At 73.4% G+C, this 19040-nt stretch carries 16 protein-coding genes; 9 read left to right on the forward strand and 7 right to left on the reverse strand.

The genetic code is table 11. The features are described 5' to 3' along the window. Positions 1-20 precede the first annotated feature (20 nt). A complete protein-coding gene (locus ACFY2Z_RS16085) occupies positions 21-1868 on the forward strand; it encodes an HSP90 family protein (RefSeq protein ID WP_390744910.1) in 1848 nt (615 codons plus the stop codon). Positions 1869-1876: 8 nt separating this feature from the next. Continuing rightward, on the forward strand, positions 1877-4768 hold the full coding sequence (locus ACFY2Z_RS16090) for a tetratricopeptide repeat protein (protein ID WP_390744787.1): 2892 nt from the start codon (positions 1877-1879) through the stop codon (positions 4766-4768). Positions 4769-4874: 106 nt separating this feature from the next. Here the strand turns inward: ACFY2Z_RS16090 and ACFY2Z_RS16095 are convergent, their stop codons facing one another. Continuing rightward, on the reverse strand, positions 4875-6638 hold the full coding sequence (locus ACFY2Z_RS16095; RefSeq protein WP_390744788.1) for a DAK2 domain-containing protein: 1764 nt from the start codon (positions 6636-6638) through the stop codon (positions 4875-4877). Between the two features lie 324 nt (positions 6639-6962). Between ACFY2Z_RS16095 and rpmB the strand changes: the two genes are divergently transcribed. From rpmB to ACFY2Z_RS16110, 3 genes are all read left to right on the forward strand, one after another. After that, complete coding sequence (gene rpmB, locus ACFY2Z_RS16100) at positions 6963-7148, forward strand: 50S ribosomal protein L28 (protein ID WP_003993230.1); 186 nt, start codon at positions 6963-6965, stop codon at positions 7146-7148. A gap of 110 nt (positions 7149-7258) precedes the next feature. Then, positions 7259-10336, forward strand: coding sequence for a BTAD domain-containing putative transcriptional regulator (locus tag ACFY2Z_RS16105; RefSeq protein ID WP_390744789.1), 3078 nt, complete (start codon positions 7259-7261; stop codon positions 10334-10336). 35 nt (positions 10337-10371) lie between these two features. Continuing rightward, a complete protein-coding gene (locus ACFY2Z_RS16110; protein ID WP_390744790.1) occupies positions 10372-11574 on the forward strand; it encodes an FAD-dependent monooxygenase in 1203 nt (400 codons plus the stop codon). A 256-nt stretch (positions 11575-11830) separates the two neighbouring features. On the opposite strand, the gene ACFY2Z_RS16115 is transcribed toward ACFY2Z_RS16110, so the two are convergent. After that, a complete protein-coding gene (locus tag ACFY2Z_RS16115; RefSeq protein ID WP_390744791.1) occupies positions 11831-12796 on the reverse strand; it encodes a thiamine-phosphate kinase in 966 nt (321 codons plus the stop codon). Between the two features lie 206 nt (positions 12797-13002). Between ACFY2Z_RS16115 and ACFY2Z_RS16120 the strand changes: the two genes are divergently transcribed. Next, on the forward strand, positions 13003-13236 hold the full coding sequence (locus tag ACFY2Z_RS16120; RefSeq protein WP_311694987.1) for an Lrp/AsnC ligand binding domain-containing protein: 234 nt from the start codon (positions 13003-13005) through the stop codon (positions 13234-13236). Between the two features lie 20 nt (positions 13237-13256). After that, on the forward strand, positions 13257-13739 hold the full coding sequence (locus ACFY2Z_RS16125) for a DUF3515 domain-containing protein (protein WP_390744792.1): 483 nt from the start codon (positions 13257-13259) through the stop codon (positions 13737-13739). Positions 13740-13768: 29 nt separating this feature from the next. Here the strand turns inward: ACFY2Z_RS16125 and ACFY2Z_RS16130 are convergent, their stop codons facing one another. From ACFY2Z_RS16130 to ACFY2Z_RS16140, 3 genes are read right to left on the reverse strand one after another with little or no spacing between them, the layout of a single operon-like run. Further along, complete coding sequence (locus ACFY2Z_RS16130) at positions 13769-14926, reverse strand: D-alanine--D-alanine ligase family protein (protein ID WP_390744793.1); 1158 nt, start codon at positions 14924-14926, stop codon at positions 13769-13771. 59 nt (positions 14927-14985) lie between these two features. After that, positions 14986-15996: an NAD(P)H-dependent glycerol-3-phosphate dehydrogenase gene (locus ACFY2Z_RS16135; RefSeq protein WP_390744794.1), complete on the reverse strand. Its 1011-nt coding sequence runs from the start codon at positions 15994-15996 to the stop codon at positions 14986-14988. Further along, the gene (locus ACFY2Z_RS16140; protein WP_390744795.1) at positions 15993-16763 is read right to left on the reverse strand and encodes a lysophospholipid acyltransferase family protein; all 771 of its coding nucleotides are present in this window, start codon (positions 16761-16763) and stop codon (positions 15993-15995) included. Before ACFY2Z_RS16140 ends, ACFY2Z_RS16135 begins: the two co-directional genes overlap by 4 nt. A 249-nt stretch (positions 16764-17012) precedes the next feature. On the opposite strand from ACFY2Z_RS16140, the gene cofC reads away from it, so the two are divergent. Then, positions 17013-17660: a 2-phospho-L-lactate guanylyltransferase gene (cofC, locus tag ACFY2Z_RS16145; RefSeq protein WP_390744796.1), complete on the forward strand. Its 648-nt coding sequence runs from the start codon at positions 17013-17015 to the stop codon at positions 17658-17660. A gap of 37 nt (positions 17661-17697) precedes the next feature. Beyond that, complete coding sequence (locus ACFY2Z_RS16150; protein WP_390744797.1) at positions 17698-17901, forward strand: hypothetical protein; 204 nt, start codon at positions 17698-17700, stop codon at positions 17899-17901. Positions 17902-17993: 92 nt separating this feature from the next. Here the strand turns inward: ACFY2Z_RS16150 and ACFY2Z_RS16155 are convergent, their stop codons facing one another. Both ACFY2Z_RS16155 and ACFY2Z_RS16160 read right to left on the reverse strand, forming a co-directional pair. After that, positions 17994-18629, reverse strand: coding sequence for an HU family DNA-binding protein (locus ACFY2Z_RS16155; protein ID WP_390744798.1), 636 nt, complete (start codon positions 18627-18629; stop codon positions 17994-17996). Positions 18630-18756: 127 nt separating this feature from the next. After that, entirely contained in the window at positions 18757-18987 is a 231-nt protein-coding gene (locus tag ACFY2Z_RS16160) for a hypothetical protein (RefSeq protein ID WP_311694998.1), read from the reverse strand. Between the last annotated feature and the right edge of the window lie 53 nt (positions 18988-19040).

Raw genomic sequence — 19040 nt, forward strand, 5'->3', positions numbered from 1 at the left:
CCACCCACGGCGCCGTGACGATGGACTCCCAGACCTCACAGGCATCCCAGGCACCTCAGTCGCCCCAGCCACCTCATACGTTTCAGGTCGACCTGCGCGGTCTGGTGGACCTCCTCTCCCATCACCTCTACTCCAGTCCCAAGGTCTATCTGCGCGAGCTGCTGCAGAACGCCGTGGACGCGATCACCGCCCGCCGCGCCGAGCAACCGGACGCGCCCGCCCGGGTCCGGCTGTACGCGGACGGGACCGGTCTGCGCGTCGAGGACACCGGCGTCGGGCTCACCGAGTCCGACGTGCACAGCCTGCTCGCCACCATCGGGCGCAGCTCCAAGCGGGCCGAAGGGCTCCAGGAGGCCCGCTCCGGCTTCCTCGGGCAGTTCGGCATCGGGTTGCTGGCCTGTTTCGTCGTCGCCGAGCGCATCCGGGTCGTCAGCCGCAGCGCCCGTACGCCGGACGCGCTCCCGGTGGAGTGGACGGCCGCCGACGACGGGTCGTACGTCGTACGGACACTGCCGCCGGACGCCCGGCCCGAACCCGGCACCACGGTGCACCTGGTGGCGCGTCCCGGTGCCGGGGACTGGCTCTCGGCGGACCGGGTGCGGTCCCTGGCACGGGACTTCGGGTCGCTGCTGCCGTACGACGTGCGGGTCGGCGACGAGCCGATCACGGACCTGCCGGCGCCCTGGGACCGTGCGTACTCCTCCCCCGCGAGCCGGCGGGTGGCCCTGGCGCGCCACTGTCACGACCTGTTCGGCTTCACCCCGCTGGACTCGATCGACCTGGACGTGCCGCTCGCCGGGGTCCGGGGCGTCGCCTATGTGCTGCCGAGCGCGGTCAGCCCGGCACAGCGGGCCAGCCACCGGGTGCACCTGAAGGGCATGCTGCTGACGGAGCGGGCCGAACAGCTGCTGCCCGACTGGGCGTTCTTCGTGCGCTGTGTGCTCGACACGGACAGTCTGCGGCCCACGGCCTCACGCGAGTCGCTGTACGAGGACGAGACCCTGGCGGCCGTTCGCGACGCGCTCGGGGAGCGCATTCGGTCCTGGCTGACGGGACTCGCGGCCGGTGACCCCGAGCGGCTCGCCGCCTTCCTGTCCGTGCACTATCTGGGCGTCAAGTCGCTCGCCCGGCACGACAAGGAGCTGCTGCGCACGATGCTGCCGTGGCTCCCCTTCGAGACCACGGACGGGCGGCTGTCCCTGGAGGAGTTCGCACAGCGGCACCCCGTCGTGCACTTCACCCGGTCGGTGGAGGAGTACCGCCAGGTCGCGCCGATCGCCTCCGCGCAGGGCATCGGCGTGGTCAACGGCGGCTACACCTATGACAGCGAGCTGGTGGAGGCACTGCCGTCGGCACGCCCGGGGACGGTGGTCGCGGAGCTGGACGCGGACACCGTGACCGCCCATCTGGACGCGGTCGACCCGGCCGAGGAGCTGGCGCTGGCGGGCTTCCTGAGCGCCGCGCGCGCCACGCTCGACCCGCTCGGCTGCGATGTCGTCCTGCGCGCGTTCCATCCCCTGTCCGTGCCCGCCCTGCATCTGGACGACCGGTCGGCCCGCCATGAGCAGGCGCGCGCCGAGGCCGAGGAGCAGGCCGACGACCTGTGGGCGGGAATCCTCGGTTCGCTGCGGGGCAGCGCGCCCCGTGCGCGTCTGGTCCTCAACCACCTCAACCCGCTGATCCGCAGGATCGGCTCCCTGGGCGACGCGGAGCTGATCGGCACGGCCACCGAGTCCCTCTACGGACAGGCCCTGCTGATGGCCCAGCGTCCGCTGCGGCCGGCGGACTCCGCGCTGCTCAACCGCGCGTTCATCGGCCTGCTCGAATGGGCCACCCACCCCAACTTCCCCGAGGGCGGCTCCCGATGAGCCAGGTCATGGACTTCGACGCACTGCGCCGTGCGATGGCGGACAACTACGACGAGACGGAGGGCCCGGCGCGCAACGCACGCGCGGAGCAGTTGCTCGTGGAGGCGGAGAAGCTGAACATCCCGCTCGCCGTGATCGAGGCGCTCGGGCACCAGCTGAAGGTCTACAACTACAGCTCCGAGAAGGACAAGATGTTCGTCCCCTTCGCGCGTCTGCTGCGCATGTGGGACGAGCGCCCCGAGGACTTCGACGAGTACGAGACCCACTCGCTGCACTGGGTCTTCAAGTGGATGTCGGCGGGCATGCTCGGCCAGCCGCACATCCCGCTCGCCGCCATGGAGAAGTGGCTCGGCGAGATGGAGCACCGCTACCGGCTGGCCGGGCACTCCGAACGCGCCGTGCGCAGCGCCGAGTTCAGCGTCGCCGCGCACATCGGGGACCTGGCGCGCGCCGAACGTGCGTACACCGCGTGGCTGGCCGCCGACCGCGACACCATGGCCGACTGCCACGCGTGCGAGCTGCACGACCAGGGGTGGTGGCAGGCGCGCACGGGCGAGGACGAGCGGGCGCTGGAGCTGTGGGCGCCGGTGCTGGAGGGCGAGTACGTGTGCGCGCACGAGCCGCACGCCGTGCTGGCCTCCTCGCTGCTGTCGCTGCTGCGTCTGGGCCGTCTCGACGAGGCACGGGCTCACCATCTGCGCGGGTTCCGGCTCGTGCGGGGCATGGAGAGCATGCGCGGCTCGTACGCGGACCACGTGGAGTTCTGCGCCCTGACCGGCAACGAGGCCCGCGGCCTGGAACTCCTGGCCGAGCGTCCGCAGTACTTCACGGACTCCGGGGAGCCGCGCAGCAAGCTGGACTTCCTGGCCGTGGTGACGCTGCTGATGGACCGGCTGGTCGCGCTGGGGTTCGGCGAGCAGACGGTGCCGGGACCGGCGGGCCGGGAGTGGACGGCCCGGGAACTCGCCGCCCACGCACGCGAGGAGGCGCTGGCGCTCGCCGCCCGCTTCGACGCGCGCAACGGCACGGCCTACGTCGGTGAGCGCACCCGGGAGCGGATGGACCGCTCTCCCCTGGCCGACCGGCTGCCGCTCGGCGTACGGACGGTCCGCCCGGCTCCGCGGCCGGCGCCGGTGCCCCCCGTGCCGGTCGCGCAGCCGGACCTTCCGGCCCTGCTCGCCGAGGCGCGGCGGCTGTCGGAGGTGCTGCACCCGGACGCCGTGGAGGCGTGGGCCGCGGTGGCGCGCGCGGCGGAGGGCCAAGAGCTGGACCCCCGGGACCGTGCGGAACTCGTCGACCACGAGGCGATCGCCCGGGGCCCGGAGGGCGTCGAGGTCTTCGAGCGCGCGGCCGGACTGTACGCGGCGGCGGGCGACCCCGGGGAGGCGCTGGCGGCACGCACGCGTGCCGCGTTCGTGCGCGCCCTGACGGGCGACGCCGACCGGGCGCTGGAGGAGATCACCGGGCTGCGCGCGGAGGCCCTCGCCCTCTTCGAGGAGGGCGGTACGGGCGTGCGGCAGACGGCGTCCGTCCTGGTGGGACGCGCGCGCATCCTGATGCACCGGCTGGAGGAGGACGAGAGCGCCACCGGGGCGGCCGAGGAGGCCGTGCGGGAGCTGCTGGCGTTCGCCGAACCGCACACGGCCGAGGTGCGTCTCGCGTCCCGGGCCGCGGAGGCCAGGGCCATGCTCGCCGAGCTGGCGGGGCGCGCCGGGGACGCGGAGGCGGCGGCGGAGCTGCTGGCACGGGCGGCCGAGGAGTATGTGGCGGCGGGCCTGCCGTGGTTCGCGGTGGAGCACGAGGCACGGCTGGCCCACCTCGCCCGGCAGCTCGGCGACGCGGAGAGCGCCGAGCGGGCGGCCCGCGCGGCCCTGGAGCACGGCCAGGGGCAGTTGGAGCCGTTCGGGCAGGCGCAGCTGCACCTCGGGCTGGCGGAGGCGCTGGGCGCGTCGGGGCGGTTCGCGGAGGCCGCCGAGCACGCCCTTCAGGCCGCGCACTGGGCCGACGAGGCGGGCGAGGGCCCGGCGCTGGGCGCGTGGGCGCGGCACCAGCTGGGCGGCCTGCTGCTGCGGCAGGGCCGGTTCGCGGAGGCGGCCGAGGTGCTGGAGTCGGCACTGCCCGATCTGAGCGCCGAGACACACGGCGACGGGGCTCTGGTGCAGACGCAGTGGTGGCTCGGCGACTGTCACACGGAGCTGGGCGAGCACCGCGCCGCCGCCGAGCGGTGGCTGCAGGCCGCGGAGATCGCCCGGCACTGGCCGGAGCAGCGGGACCACGCCATGCTGGCGCACCTGGCGGCGGAGGCACTGGGCCACGCGGAACTGCCCGCGGAGGCGGACCGGGCCTACGCCCGCGCCGCCGAACTGTGGCAAGACCTCGGCAACGCCCATGGCCTGGTGCGTGCCCTGCGGGCCCGTGCCTGGCTCGCCGCGCGCGAGCGGGCGGATCCGGACTCGGCGCGGGAGCTGATGGCGCAGGCGGCCCAGGTGTGTGCGTCCGGCTCGCCCGAGGACGAAGAGGCGCGGGTCCGGCTGGCCACCGAACTCGGCCACACCCACCGCCAGTTCGGCGAGCTGATCGCCCGCTCTGCCGGCGGGGACGCCGACGAGGAGGCGCGGCGGGCGGCCTTCGTGGAGGCGCTCGGGCACACCACGGAGGCCGTCGCGGTCTTCGCGGCCCTGGGCCCGGACGCCCTCGACGCCCGTACCGGCGCCGAGCTGGCCGCGGGCCGGCTGGAGGCCGACCTGCGCCGTCCCGACGCGGCGGCGGCACACGCGCGTGCGGTGCTGTCGGCGTACGAGGGACCCGAGGCGGTGGACGGCGACGCCGAGACGGCCCGGGCGCGGCGGGCGGAGGCGGAACGACTGCTGGAGTTCCTCGAGGCGCAGCGGGAGCGGTGACGCCCGTGCCGGGTGCCCGTCGTCGCGGACGGGCACCCGGCACGTACCGCCTGCCGCCGCCGGGGGCGCCGCGCGGGGAGATGCACCGCCGCGGCCCCGGACGGTGTCACTCCACGCCGATGAGCAGCAGCGGCCCCTGGCGGCCGCCCCGGTAGACCACGGTGTCGACCGCCAGGTACGACTCGCGCACCCGGGACTCCAGGTGCGTCGCGACCGACTCGGGGGCGTCGTCGCCCAGGACCAGGGTGACCATCTCGCCGCCCGCCGCGAGCATGCGGTCCAGGACCGTGTCGGCGGTCTCCGTGACGTCCGAGCCGATGACCGCGACATCGCCGTCGATCAGGCCGAGGACGTCCCCGGCCTGGCAGATGCCCGCCATCGTCCAGGACTGCCGTTCGGCGACGGTGACCTCGGCGTACCGGGTCGCCCCCGCCGCCGACGTCATCGCCACGACGTCCTCGTCGAAGCGCCGGTCCGGCTCGTGGACCGCGAGCGCCGCTATGCCCTGCACGGCGGACCGGGTCGGGATCAGCGCCACACGGACGCCCTCGGTACGGGCCTGCTCGGCCGCCGCGGCCGCGGTGTGGCGCAGATCCGCGTCGTTGGGCAGCAGCACCACCTCGCGCGCGTGCGCCCGCCGTACCGCCTGCACCAGCTCCCCGCTCGCCGGCGGTTCCCCGGGCCGGGCGAGCACGGTGGTCGCGCCGGCCTCCTCGTACAGCACGGCCAGGCCCTCTCCCGGCACGACCGCCACGACCGCGCGCTGGACCGGCTCACGCGGCGGGCGCCCGGTACGGGTGGTGTGCACATCCCCGGCGGCGAAGTGGGTGATCCGGATCCGGTACGGCCGTCCGGCCTCGACGCCCGCCTCGACGGCGGCGCCCGCGTCGTCGACGTGCACATGGACGTTCCACAGCCCGTCCCCGCCGACCACGACCAGGGAGTCGCCGAGCGCGTCGAGCCGGTGCCGCAGCCGTGTCACGGCCGCGTCGTCGGCCTCCAGGAGGTAGATCACCTCGTAGGCGGGTCCGGCCCCGTCCGCCGGGGCTCCGGCGCACTCCTCGGAGACGCCCCGGGAATCGCCGTGCACACGCGCGTAGGTGTCGTCGCCGTGCACGCGCGCGTGGGACTCGTCGACGGACATGCCGGGGTGGGCGTCCCCGCGCGCGTGGGTGCCGCGCCCCGGCCCCTCGGCCACGCGTGGGCTCTCCCCCGTGAACGTCTCCACCAGTGCCGCGAGCACCGCCACCAGCCCCCGGCCGCCCGCGTCGACCACTCCGGCGCGCTCCAGGACGGCCAGCTGGCCGGGGGTCGCCGCGAGGGCGGCCCGGGCCCCCTCGTACGCGGCCCGGGCGACGCCGGCGCAGTTCTCCTCCGCACCGGCCTCCGGGCCGGTGGCCGCGTCGGCGGCGGCCGAGGCGACGGTCAGCACGGTGCCCTCGACCGGGTGGGCGACGGCCTCCCGGGCGGAGTCGGCCGCCCGCCGGAGCGCGAGCCGCAGCCCCTGGGCGTCGGTGTGAGCGGTCTCACCGTCGGCGGCGAGCACCTGGGCCATGCCGCGCAGCAGCTGCGCGAGGATCGTCCCCGAGTTGCCCCGGGCCCCGATGAGGGCACCGTGCGCCATGGCCCGCACCGCGTCGGCGAGCGTCGGCCGCTGGGTGCCGCCCGCCTCGTAGCCGGCGAAGACCGCCTCGACGGCCGCGGCGGCCGACTCCACAGTGAGATAGAGGTTGGTGCCGGTGTCCCCGTCGGCCACGGGATAGACGTTGATCGCGTCGATCTCCTCGCGCGCCTGTCCCAGCGCCTTGAGCGCGAGACCGCACCAGGTGCGCACCGCGAGAGCATCCAATGGCTGCGGCACCTGCGCCACCTGCGCCTCCTTGAGCTGCTGGACGTGGGACGCAGCGTAGACCCAGCGCCCGTGCGGCCCGGAAGAGGGCCGGCACACGCCTGGCACCGGGAAGCCCGGCACGGCCGTGTCCCGGAGCCGACGGCCGCCGGGGCCCGAGCCGGGGGCGCGGCGGGGGGCGGGAGGGCCGTGGTAGTTTCGTTCTACGGGAGCAGGCGTTGTATGCTGCTCCGGTTGCCCGATCCAGGTCGGGCTATCCCCTGGCAGAGCCACTCAGATCCTACGATCTCGATCCCGGCATGCCGGGATCAACCGTAAGTGCATCTGAAGTCTTTGGAGTGACCCGTGGCTGCCAACTGCGACGTCTGCGGCAAGGGGCCGGGCTTCGGCAACAACATCTCGCACTCGCACCGCCGTACGTCCCGCCGCTGGAACCCGAACATCCAGCGTGTGCGTACCGTGGTGGGCGGGACGCCGAAGCGCGTGAACGCTTGCACCTCGTGCATCAAGGCCGGCAAGGTCTCGCGCTGACGTCCTGTTAAGCGCGCGGCCACAGCCGGTTCGCCGCACAAAGCCGGTCCACTGACGTGGGCCGGCTTTCTGCTGTGCCCACGCGGGCACGCCCTGTCAGAATCCCGGGCATGCACTTCGGCATCCTCGGCCCTCTCGACGTCCGCACCGAGGACGGCGCTCCCCTCGACCCGGGCGGCCCCCGCCCCCGCGCGCTGCTGACGCTGCTGCTCCTCGACGCCGGCCGGACCGTGTCCGCGGAGCGTCTCGCCGACGGCCTCTACGGCGACGAGCCGCCCGCAGGCCGGGCCAACGCGCTCCAGTCGCAGATCTCCCGCCTGCGCAGGCGGCTGGCCCCGCACGCGCGCATCGAGGCGACCGGCACCGGATACCGGCTCTGCGTCTCCCCCGAGGCCGTGGACGCCCACCGCTTCGAGCGGCTCGCCCGCCAGGGCTCCGCGGCTCTGGCGGGCGGCGACCACCACGGGGCTGCGGCCGTGCTGCGGGAGGCGCTCGCCCTGTGGCGCGGCCCCGCCCTCGCCGATCTGCCCGGCATACCCGGTGGGCGGGTCCGCCTCGAGGAGCTTCGGCTGTCCGCCGAGCAGGACCGCGCCGAGGCCGACCTCGCCCTCGGCGCCGGCCCGCGCCTCGTCCCCGAGCTGCGTGAGCTGCTCGCCGCCCATCCGCTGAGCGAGCGGCTGTACGCGCTGCTGATGCGGGCCCTGCACGCGAGCGGACGGTCCGCCGAGGCGCTCACGGTCTACGAGGAGGCCCGGCGCACGCTCGCCGAGGAACTCGGCGCCGATCCCTCGCCCGAGCTGTCCGGTCTGCACCAGGAACTGCTGCGGGGCGGGGGATCCGCCCCGGGCGCGCGGCTGCCCGCCCAGCTGACCCGCTTCGTCGGCCGGGCCCCGGAACTCGCCCGCATCCACGCCCTGCTCGCCTCGTCCGACACCCGCCTGGTCACGCTCACCGGTCCGGGCGGCGCGGGCAAGACCCGCCTGGCGACCGAGGCGGCCCGCGCCTACGCGGAGGGCCGGGGCGGCGCTCCGGCACCCTCCGGGGCCAGGAAGCACGCCAACGCCCCGGAGGTCCGGTTCGTCGAACTCGCGCCCCTGACCGACGGCTCCCGGATCCCGTACGCGGTGCTGGCCGCGCTCGGGGCGCGCGAGGGGTTCCGCGGTCCCGCCGCCGACCCCGCCGAACGGCTGCTGGCGGTCCTGGACGACCGGGAACTGCTGCTGGTGCTCGACAACTGCGAGCACCTCGTCCAGGACGCGGCACGGTGGGCCGCCCTCGTCCTCGCCTCCTGCCCCGGCGTACGGATCCTGGCGACCGGACGCGAGGCCCTGGGCATCACCGGTGAGGTGCTGTGCCCGGTGCCGCCGCTGCCCCCGGAGCACGCGCTGCGGCTGTTCCTGGACCGGGCCCGCGCCGTACGCCCCGGCTTCGACGGGCACACGCGCGTGGCGGACGTGTGCGCCGCGCTCGACGGGCTGCCGCTGGCCATCGAGCTGGCCGCCGCCCGGCTGCGCACGCTGACCCCCGAGGAACTGGCGGACCGCCTGGGCGACCGGTTCCGGCTGCTGTCCCGGGGCGACCGCACCAAGGCGCCCCGGCACCGCACCCTGCGCGCGGTCGTGGAGTGGAGCTGGGAGCTGCTGGACGACGAGGAGCGGGAGCTCGCCCGGCGGCTGTCCGTGTTCCCGGCCGGTGCCACGCTCCCCGCGATCGAGGAGGTGTGCGGGGTGCCGTACCCGGAGGACCTCCTGGCGTCGCTGGCGGAGAAGTCCCTCCTGGAGGTGGCCGACGGGCGCTACCGGATGCTGGAGACCATCCGGGCGTTCGCCGCCGAGCATCTCGTCGCGGCCGGGGAGCGGGACGGGCTGCGGGACGCGCACGCGGCGCACTTCCTGCGGCTGGCCGAGCGAGCGGAGCCGTGTCTGCGCGGCGGGGAGCAGCTCACCTGGCTGGAGCGGCTGACCGCCGAGCGCGGCAACCTGGACGCGGCCCTGCGCCACCTCGTGACCACGGCTCCCGGGAACGGCCTGCGCCTGATGGCCGCACTGTCCTGGTTCTGGCGGCTGCGTGGTCCGCACGGCGAACAGGTGGAGGTCGCCCGTGCGCTGCTGGCGGCGGCGGGCGACGAGCCGCCCGAGGGGCTCGCCGAGGAGTACGCCCTGTGTGCGATGAACACGGTCACCGGACGCGGCGACGACCCGGCCGAACCCGGCCTCGTCGCGCGTGCGTCGGAGATCATGCGCGCCCTGGACCGGCCGCTGCGGCTGCCGTTCACGCTGGTCCTGTGGACGCTGTGGAGAGGCCCGTTGGACGCCTCGGACACGGAACTGCCGGTCGTCCGGCTCACACACGACCCATGGGGCCGCGCGCTGCTGGATCTGGGCCTCGCCTACCAGGCGCAGTTCGAGGGCCGCCCCGCCGACTCCGAGGCCGCCTTCGCCCGTGCCCTGGCCGGGTTCCGCACGACCGGCGACCGCTGGGGGATGGCCAACTGCCTCGACCCGCTGGGCGGCTTCGCCGACGGGCGCGGCGACCACGGGCGGGCGCTGGAGCTGTTGGACGAGGGCCTCGCGCACGTCCGGGAGCTTCAGGCGCCCGAGGAGACCGCGGATCTGCTGCGCTCCCGGGCGACCGCGCTGCTGCACCGGGGCGACGTCGAGGAGGCGGCCGCGCAGTTCGAGCAGTCGGTGACCCTCGCCCGCGCCGTCGGTGTCCCGGACAAGGAGGCGAGCGCCCGCCGCGGCCTCGGCGATCTGGCCCGGCTGACCGGGAACACCGCCCACGCGCGCGTGGAGTACGAAAAGGCCCTCCAGTCTTGCGCCGCCAGCTGGTTCAGCGTCGGCGAGAGCGTCCGGATCCTGATCGGTCTCGGCCGCAACGCGGCCGCCGAGGAGCGCGCGGAGGAGGCCCGCGAGTGGTTCGGGCAGGCCGCCGGTCTGGCCGCGGAGAGTCCGGGGGTGCTGGAACTGGCCGCGACCGCCGAGGCGTTGGCGTCGGTCGCCGAGTCCCCCGAGCGCGCGGCCGAGCTGCTCGGCGCCGCCACGGCACTGCGGGGCGCGCCCCTCCCGGGCGACCCCGATGTCGTACGCACCGAGCGGGCCGCGCGCGCACGGCTGTCCCCCGAAGCGTACGAAGGGGCCTTCGACCAGGGACGACGTCTGCGGTCAGCCGCGGTCAGCGCACGGTAGGAGCACGGTCAGCGCCGCCGCCGAGGCTCTTGCCCATGACGAACACACCCGACCTCGGCCACCTCACCGTCCTCGTCTCCGGCGCCAGCGTCGCCGGACCCGCCGCCGCCCTGAACCTCGCCCGCTACGGAGCCCGCGTCACCGTCGTGGAGAAGGCGCCCGCCCTGCGCGAGGGCGGCTTCGCGGTCGACTTCCGCGGTCATGTGCACCGCAGGGTGCTGACCGCGATGGGCATCTGGGACGCCGTCCACGCCCACCAGACCCATATGGGCCGGCAGACCGTGGTGGGCGCCGACGGCACCCCGCGGGTGGACCTGCCGGCCGAGATGATGAGCGGCGACGTGGAGATCTTCCGCGGCGACCTCGCGCGGATCATGTACGAGCGCACCAAGGACCGGGTGGAGTATGTGTTCGGCGACTCGATCGCCACGCTCACCGACACCCCCGACGGCGTCGACGTGACCTTCGAGCGGGGCGCGCCCCGCCGCTTCGACCTGGTCGTCGCCGCGGACGGGCTGCACTCGCACACCCGCCGCCTGGTCTTCGGGGACGAGTCCCGCCATCTGCGGTTCCTGGACCACTACGTCGCCGGGTTCGGCATCCCCAACCACCTGGGGCTCGACCGCACCGGGCGGCTGTACAGCGAGCCCGGCCGCGCGCTGGTCATCGGCAACTACGACGGCGACCCGGACCGCGCGGCCGCGCTGCTGGTCTTCCGGTCGGAGCCGCTCGCCCACGACCGCCGGGACGTCGCCGCCCAGAAGAGGATCCTGGCCGAGCGGTTCGCGGGGATGGGCTGGGAGGCGCCCACGGTGCTGAAGGCCCTGGAGGAGGCGGACGACCTGTACTTCGACGCGATCGCCCAGATCCATGTCGACCGTCTGGTCAAGGGGCGTGTGGTGCTCCTTGGGGACGCCGGGTACGGCGCCACGATGGGCGGGATGGGCACGGGGGTGGCGGTCGTCGCCGCGTACGTCCTGGCCGGCGAACTCGCCCTCGCCCACGGCGACCACCGCACCGCCCTGGCCGCGTACGAGGCGCGGATCCGGGACTTCGCCAAGGGCTGCCAGAAGATCTCCGGCAACGCGGGCCCGTTCTTCGCGCCCGCGACCGAGCGGCGGATCCGCAGCCGGGACCGGATGTACCGGCTGCTGGCCTCGCGTCTTCTCGCCGGGTTCTTCAAACGGCTGACGGAGAAGGCGGCGACGGACATCGACCTCCCGGCGTATCCCGCCTGAGGCCGCCCGCGCGGAGCGGGCGGCCGGTGGTGCCGCACCAGGGGGTGTCTGACAATTCTCGCCGGGCGCGCGACTCCCCCAGCGCGCCGGCTGGGAGGTGCCCCAGGCACGGCGGCACCTCGCCGCGTTGCCGGATCACCCGAGTACGTCCGGTACGCGGAGGATCCACCGCCTTGCGATGCTCCCCGGCTACCGCCGGGAGGTGCCCCCCTGCGCCGGACGCCGCGCGCTGATCCGGCGCGAATTGTCAGACACCCTAGGCCTCGATGTCCCCGAAGTGGTCCCAGCCGCCCTTGCTGGTCCACGGGGCTCCGTCGACCGTCACCTGGGGCAGCGCCGAGGGGTTGAGCACCTCGCCGATCACCTTCCAGCGCGCGGGCAGCTTCACGTCCGGCGGGAAGGTCGCCACGATCGCGTGGTCCTCGCCGCCCGTGAGCACCCACTGGATGGGGTCGACGCCCACGGCCTGCCCGATGTCGTTCATCTGGGAGGGGATGTCGATGGCGCCGGAACGGATGTCGATCCGCACCTTGCTGGCCTCCGCGATATGCCCGAGGTCGGCGATGAGACCGTCGCTCACGTCGCACATCGCGGTGGCGCCGAGCCCGGCGGCGGCAGGTCCCGCGTGGTACGGCGGCTCGGGGCGCCGGTGCGCCTCGACGAACGCGCGCGGCGAGCGGAAGCCGCGGGAGAGGACCGCGTGCCCGGCCGCGGACCAGCCGAGCCAGCCGGTGACGGCGACCACGTCGCCGGGCTGGGCACCGGCCCGGGTGACCGGCTCGTGGTTGCGCAGATCACCGAGCGCGGTGATCGAGATCATGATGGTGTCGCCGCGTACGACATCGCCGCCCACCACGGCCGCGCCCGCGACCTGGCACTCGTCGCGGAGCCCGTCCATCAGCTCGGTGGGCCAGGTGACGGGCAGTTCGGCGGGGACGACGAGACCGAGCAGCAGCGCGGTGGCCACGGCGCCCATCGCGGCGATGTCCGCCAGGTTCTGCGCGGCGGCCTTGCGCCCGACGTCGTACGCCGTCGACCAGTCCCGGCGGAAGTGCCGGCCCTCCAGGAGGATGTCGGTGCTCGCCACCACCCGGCGGTCGGGAGCGGCCACCACCGCGGCGTCGTCGCCGGGGCCGATCCGGACCGCCGGGGTGGTGGTGAGCCGTGCGGTGAGCTCTCTGATGAGCCCGAACTCGCCCAGCTCGCCCACGGTGCCCTTCATCGTCGTACATCCCCTTCTCACGCCTGCCGCGCCCGGTCGCGAGCCGCTATCGTCGCCGGTACGGTCGAGTCGACCGTCCACTTGTGTGCCGGGTGTTCCCCGGCACTCACGCCGCAGCCTCCGCGGGTCTCCCCGCGGCGAGCGGCGACGCGATACCGTGGCGTCCCTTCTCCCCCCATGATCCTCGTGGCCGCCCTGGAGGTGCCGTGGTACAGGCGTACATCCTGATCCAGACGGAGGTCGGCAAGGCGTCGACCGTCGCCGAGACGATCGGGCAGATCCCTGGAGTCATCCAGGCCGAGGACGTGACAGGTCCCTACGACGTCATCGTGCGCGCCCAGGCCGACACCGTCGACGAGCTGGGCCGCATGGTGGTCGCGAGGGTCCAGCAGGTGGAAGGCATCACTCGCACCCTGACCTGCCCGGTGGTGCACCTGTAGCCCCCGTCTACCCTTGGCCGGTGACGTTCTTCCGCCGCCGGCTTCTCGGACTGCCCGCTCTCGCCCTGCTGATCGCCGCGGCGGGCTGTTCCTCAGATCACGGCAGCCCCTCGGCGGCGGTTCCCAGCCCGGACGCGAAGGTCACACAGCTGTGCCGGAACCTGGACAAGGTGCTGCCGCGGAAGGTCGACGGCCTCGAACAGAACGATCCCGAGCCCCGGTCCGCACTGACGGCGGGCTGGGGAAGCCCGGCGATCATACTGCGCTGCGGTGTGGTGCGGCCCGCGGAGATGGACGACCCGGAGGCCGACGGCATGGAGGTCGACGGTGTCGGCTGGCTGCTCCAGAAGCAGAACGACGGCTCGTTCCGCTTCACCACCACGCTGCGCCGGGCGTATGTCGAGGTGAGCCTGCCCAAGGCGCACACCGGTGACGGGGTGGCACCGCTCGTCAGCCTGGCGCCCGCCGTGAAGAAGGCGATCCCCGAGGGGATCGCCGACTGAGAGACCCGGGCGGGCGCGTGCCCCGGGGCCTAGCGCAGACCGGTGGAACGGTTCAGCGCCGCCTGGATCAGGCGGTCCACCAGCTCGGGGTAGCTGATGCCGCTCGCCTGCCACATCTGCGGGTACATCGAGATCGGCGTGAAACCGGGCATGGTGTTGATCTCGTTGATCACGAACTTCCCGTTCTCGGCGAGGAAGAAGTCCGCGCGGACCAGGCCCTCGCAGGACGCGGCCTCGAACGCCTGCACGGCGAGCCGCTGGACCTCCGCGGTCTGCTCGTCGGTCAGCGGCGCGGGCACGATGCCGGGGGTCGAGTCGATGTACTTGGCGTCGAAGTCGTAGTACGCGTGCGTGTCCGGCGGCGGGATCTCGGCCGGCACCGAGGCGCGGGGGCCGTCCTCGAACTCCAGCACACCGCATTCGATCTCGCGCCCGCGGATCGCGGCCTCCACGAGGATCTTGGGGTCGTGCCGCTGGGCCTCGGTGATCGCCTCGTCCAGCCCGGCGAGGTCGTCGACCTTGGTGATGCCGATCGAGGAACCCGCGCGCGCGGGCTTCACGAAGAGCGGCCAGCCGTGCTCACCGGCGAAGTCCACGATCTTCTTGCGGGCGGCGGCCTGGTCGCGCTCCCACTCGCGCGGGCGGATCACCACATACGGGCCGACCTCCAGCCCGAACGAGGTGAACACGCGCTTCATGTACTCCTTGTCCTGGCCGACGGCGGAGGCGAGGACACCCGAGCCCACATAGGGCACGCCGGACAGTTCCAGCAGGCCCTGCAGGGTGCCGTCCTCGCCGTAGGGGCCGTGCAGCACCGGGAAGACCACGTCGACCTCGCCCAGCGCCTTGGGCACCGAACCGGGCTCGCTGTAGACGACTTCGCGGTTGGTGGGGTCGACCGGCAGGACGACACCGCCCTCGTGCGACTCGGCGAGTTCCTCGACGCTGGGCGTACGGCGGTCGGTGATCGCCATCCGCTCGGGTTCGTCGGCGGTGAGCGCCCAACGGCCGTCCCGGGTGATGCCGATCGGCAGGACGTCGTACTTGGTCCGGTCGATGGCGCGCAGCACGGCACCGGCCGTGACCACGGAGATGCCGTGTTCGGAGCTGCGCCCGCCGCAGACGACCGCGACGCGCGGCTTACGAGGGGGCTGCCCAGGGCTCTGGGGGAGGTTCTCGGTGCTCATATCGCGATGAGCGTACCCGGTGGTAGGGCCCCGACACAGCGTCCGTGGGGCTGGGTCGCTCAGCGTCGTTCGGGCTTCGCGCTGCGCGACATCAGCTCCTTGAGAGCGACGACCGGCGGCTTGCCCTCGTGGACGATGCCGACGACCGTCTCCGTGATGGGCATGTCGACGCCGTGCCTGCGGGCCAGATCCAGCACGGACTCACAGGACTTGACGCCCTCGGCGGTCTGCCGGGTGACCGCGATGGTCTCCTCCAGCGTCATGCCCTTGCCGAGGTTGGTGCCGAAGGTGTGATTGCGCGACAGCGGCGAGGAGCAGGTCGCCACCAGGTCGCCGAGACCCGCGAGCCCGGAGAAGGTCAGCGGGTCGGCGCCCATCGCGAGCCCGAGCCGGGTGGTCTCGGCGAGCCCGCGGGTGATGAGCGAGCCCTTGGCGTTGTCGCCGAGGCCCATGCCGTCCGCGATGCCGACGGCGAGGCCGATGACGTTCTTGACCGCACCGCCGAGTTCGCAGCCGACCACGTCGGTGTTGGTGTACGGCCGGAAGTACGGCGTGTGGCAGACGGCCTGGAGGCGCTGGGCGACCCTCTCGTCGGTGCAGGCGACCACGGCGGCGGCCGGCATCCGGGCGGCGATCTCCCGGGCCAGGTTGGGGCCGGTGACGACGGCGACGCGTTCCGGGGCGACCTTGGCGACGTCCTCGACGACCTCGCTCATCCGCATGGCGGAGCCGAGTTCGACGCCCTTCATCAGGGAGACGAGGATCGTGTGGGGTGCGAGCAGCGGCGTCCACTCGGCGAGGTTCCCGCGCAGGGTCTGCGAGGGGATCGCGAGTATCGTGAAGTCGGCCTCGTGCGCGGCCTCGGCCGCATCCGTGGTGGCCCGGAGGTTCTCGGGCAGTTCGACGCCCGGCAGGTAGTCCGGGTTCGTACGGGTGGAGTTGACGGCCTCGACGAGTTCGGCGCGGCGTGCCCACAGGGTGACCTCGCACCCGGCGTCGGCGAGCACCATGCCGAAGGCCGTCCCCCACGATCCCGTCCCGAACACGGCCGCCCTGACCGGCTTGCTCACTTGCCCTGCCCCTCCTTCTGGCGCGCCTTCTCCTGTGCGGCACTGCGGCGGCGCTGCTGGATGCGCACCTCACGCGGGTCGTAGCGCTTCTCGGGCGCCTTCTCGCCGCGGAGCTCCTCCAGCTGGCGGGTGATGGCCGCCATGATGACCTCCGTCGCCTCCTTCAGGAGCTCGGGGGACATCTCCTTGTCGTAGAAGCGCGTGAGGTCCACGGGCGGGCCCGCGAGCACGTGGTGGGTCTTGCGCGGGAAGAGGTTCGGCTTCTTGGCGTAGGGCGGCAGCAGCTCGTTGGCCCCCCACTGGGCGACGGGGATGACCGGGCACTTGGTCTGCAGCGCGACGCGGGCCGCACCGGTCTTGCCGGTCATCGGCCAGCCGTCCGGGTCGCGGGTGAGGGTGCCCTCCGGGTAGAAGGCGACGCACTCGCCGCGCTCCACGGCGTCGATCGCGGCCCGGAAGGCGCTGAGGGCGTCCGTGGTCTCGCGGTAGACGGGGATCTGCCCGGTGCCGCGCATCGTGGCACCGACGAATCCCTTCTTGAAAAGACCGCTCTTGGCGAGGAAACGAGGAACGCGCCCGGTGTTGTACTGGTAGTGCGCGTAGGCGAACGGGTCCACATGTGAATTGTGGTTCACCGCCGTGATAAATCCGCCTTCGGCCGGAATGTTCTCCATTCCGCGCCAGTCCCGCTTGAGCAGAGCCACCAGCGGCGGTTTGCAGAGGACCGCTGCGAAGCGGTACCAGAAGCCGATTCTGCGGCGGGGCACGCGGACACCTTCCTCTAGGGACCTCGGGACCTGGACGTCAGGCCCTGGGCTGGGGCTGTGGCTGTGGGCCGCACAAGTGTCGCCCCGGGCCGCCCGTCTGTCGAGAACACCGTACGCCCGCCGGTCTCCCGGGACGGCCCTTGCGTGGGGCTTCGCACACCTTTTCCACGCGCCGACCGCCGGGCAGGCGGTCGGTCACTCCCGGGGTCCGGGTGACAATGGACGCGCCAGGACAGGGACGGAGCGCTCGTGCAGTGGACTGTGGTCGTACCTCTGAAAGCCTTGGCGCGGGCCAAGAGCAGACTCTCGGACACCGCGGCCGACGGACTGCGTCCGGGGCTCGCCCTCGCCTTCGCGCAGGACACGGTGGCCGCGGTGCTGTCCTGCGCCGCGGTGCGTGATGTGGCGGTCGTCACGGGCGACCCGCTGGCCGCGCGGGAGCTGGCGGCCCTGGGGGCCCGGGTCGTCGGGGACGAGCCGGCGGACGGTCTGAACGCCGCGCTCGCCCATGGGGCGGCGGTCGTACGGCAGACGATGCCCGGCGCCGCCGTGGCCGCGCTGAACGCCGATCTGCCGTCACTGCGTCCGCCGGAATTGGCCCGGGTCCTGGAAGCGGCCACCGAATTCCCGCGCGCTTTTCTGCCCGACGCCGCCGGAATCGGTACGACGTTGCTGGCGGCGGGGCCCGGCCGGGAATTGCTGCCCGCTTTCGGTACGGATTCACGCGCGCGGCACCGTGCCTCGGGCGCGGTGGAAATCGCCCTCGACGAGGTCGACTCCGTACGGCAGGACGTGGACACCGGGGACGATCTGCGCGCGGCGCTGGCGCTGGGCGTGGGCCCGCGCACGGCTGCGGCGGCGGCCCGGCTGCTGATCCCGGAGCAGCCGGTGGACTGACCCGGGCCGGGCCGGGGACGGTCGGTAGGCTGCGGTCATGCAGGCGACCGCGTACACCTACGACCCCGAGACCCGCACCGGCCAGGTGCTGCTCGACGACGGCACCCCCGTCCCCTTCGACGCGCCCGCGTTCGACGCGGGCGGGCTCAGGCTGCTGCGCCCGGGACAGCGAGTGCGGATCGAGACCCAGGGTGAGGGCGAGGCCCGGCGGATCACGCTGGTGACGCTGCAGACGTTCTGAGCGCGCTCCCGGGTATCCGGCGCACCCGAACACACCGCGGGCCGGGCTCCCCCTGGGAGCCCGGCCCGGCGCGTGAGTGCCCGTGCGCCCCGTTACCTGCGGGCGGTGGTCTTCTTGGCGGTGGTCTTGCGGGCCGTCGACTTCTTGGCCGGGGCCTTCTTCGCCGGGGCCTTCTTGGCCGCCGCCTTCTTCGCGGTGGCCTTCTTGGCCGTGGTCTTCTTCGCGGCCGCCGTGGTCTTCTTGGCGGTCGTCTTCTTCGCGGCGGCCTTCTTCGCCACCGCCGTGGTCTTCTTCGCGGGGGCCGCCTTCTTGGCGGTCACCTTCTTCGCGGGGGCGGCCTTCTTCGCGGTGACCTTCTTGGCCGCGGCCTTCTTGACCGTGGCGGCGGCACCGCCGGTCAGGCTGCCCTTGGGCGCCTTCTTCACGGCGACCTCGCCTCCGCGCGGCAGCTTCTTGGTGCCGCTCACCAGGTCCTTGAAGCCCTGACCTGCGCGGAAGCGCGGCACGGAGGTCTTCTTGACCCGAACCCGCTCGCCCGTCTGGGGGTTACGGGCGTACCGGGCAGGACGCTCCACCTTCTCGAACGAACCGAAGCCGGTGACCGAGACCCGGTCGCCTCCGACGACCGCGCGGACGATGGCGTCCAGGACCGCGTCGACAGCATCGGCGGCCTGCTGGCGACCGCCCATCTTGTCGGCAATCGCTTCTACGAGCTGCGCCTTGTTCACGTCTTCCCCTTCGGAGACATCGCCAGAACGAAAGTGTTCAAGCTTTTTCGCACGTTAGGCAGATATATACCGCAAATCAAACACGAAACGGGCTAATCACCCTTGTGCCGCAACCGACTCGGCCGCCTCAGAGTTCCTCTTCGGGGATTCGCCCCTGGTCGAGGTCGGTCGTGAACCGCTTGAGACGCCTGGCGGCTTCGGCGGGATCGTGCTTGGCCGCGGCCGTAATGACCAGCAGCTTCCGGGTCAGCGCCATCCGTACGCCCTCCGGGACTTGCAGTGCGCGCACCTTGGAGTGCGCTTCCTTGAGTTGGGCCGCGACCGCCGTATAGAGCTCGAGTTGGCCGTCGTTGTCCATGCACAGATTGTGCCATCTGGGGCGAGTTGTCGCCCCCGCTGGGGGCAACTGCC

Source organism: Streptomyces sp. NPDC001222 (genome assembly GCF_042896945.1).
Taxonomy (GTDB): Bacteria; Actinomycetota; Actinomycetes; order Streptomycetales; family Streptomycetaceae; genus Streptomyces; species Streptomyces gibsoniae.

Coding starts and splice junctions, on each gene's coding strand:
- ACFY2Z_RS16085 (WP_390744910.1), top strand. CDS start 21: ATGGACTCCCAGACCTCACAGGCATCCCAGGCACCTCAGTCGCCCCAG.
- ACFY2Z_RS16090 (WP_390744787.1), top strand. CDS start 1,877: ATGGACTTCGACGCACTGCGCCGTGCGATGGCGGACAACTACGACGAG.
- ACFY2Z_RS16105 (WP_390744789.1), top strand. CDS start 7,259: ATGCACTTCGGCATCCTCGGCCCTCTCGACGTCCGCACCGAGGACGGC.
- ACFY2Z_RS16110 (WP_390744790.1), top strand. CDS start 10,372: ATGACGAACACACCCGACCTCGGCCACCTCACCGTCCTCGTCTCCGGC.
- ACFY2Z_RS16115 (WP_390744791.1), bottom strand. CDS start 12,796: ATGAAGGGCACCGTGGGCGAGCTGGGCGAGTTCGGGCTCATCAGAGAG.
- ACFY2Z_RS16130 (WP_390744793.1), bottom strand. CDS start 14,926: ATGAGCACCGAGAACCTCCCCCAGAGCCCTGGGCAGCCCCCTCGTAAG.
- ACFY2Z_RS16150 (WP_390744797.1), top strand. CDS start 17,698: ATGCAGGCGACCGCGTACACCTACGACCCCGAGACCCGCACCGGCCAG.
- ACFY2Z_RS16160 (WP_311694998.1), bottom strand. CDS start 18,987: ATGGACAACGACGGCCAACTCGAGCTCTATACGGCGGTCGCGGCCCAA.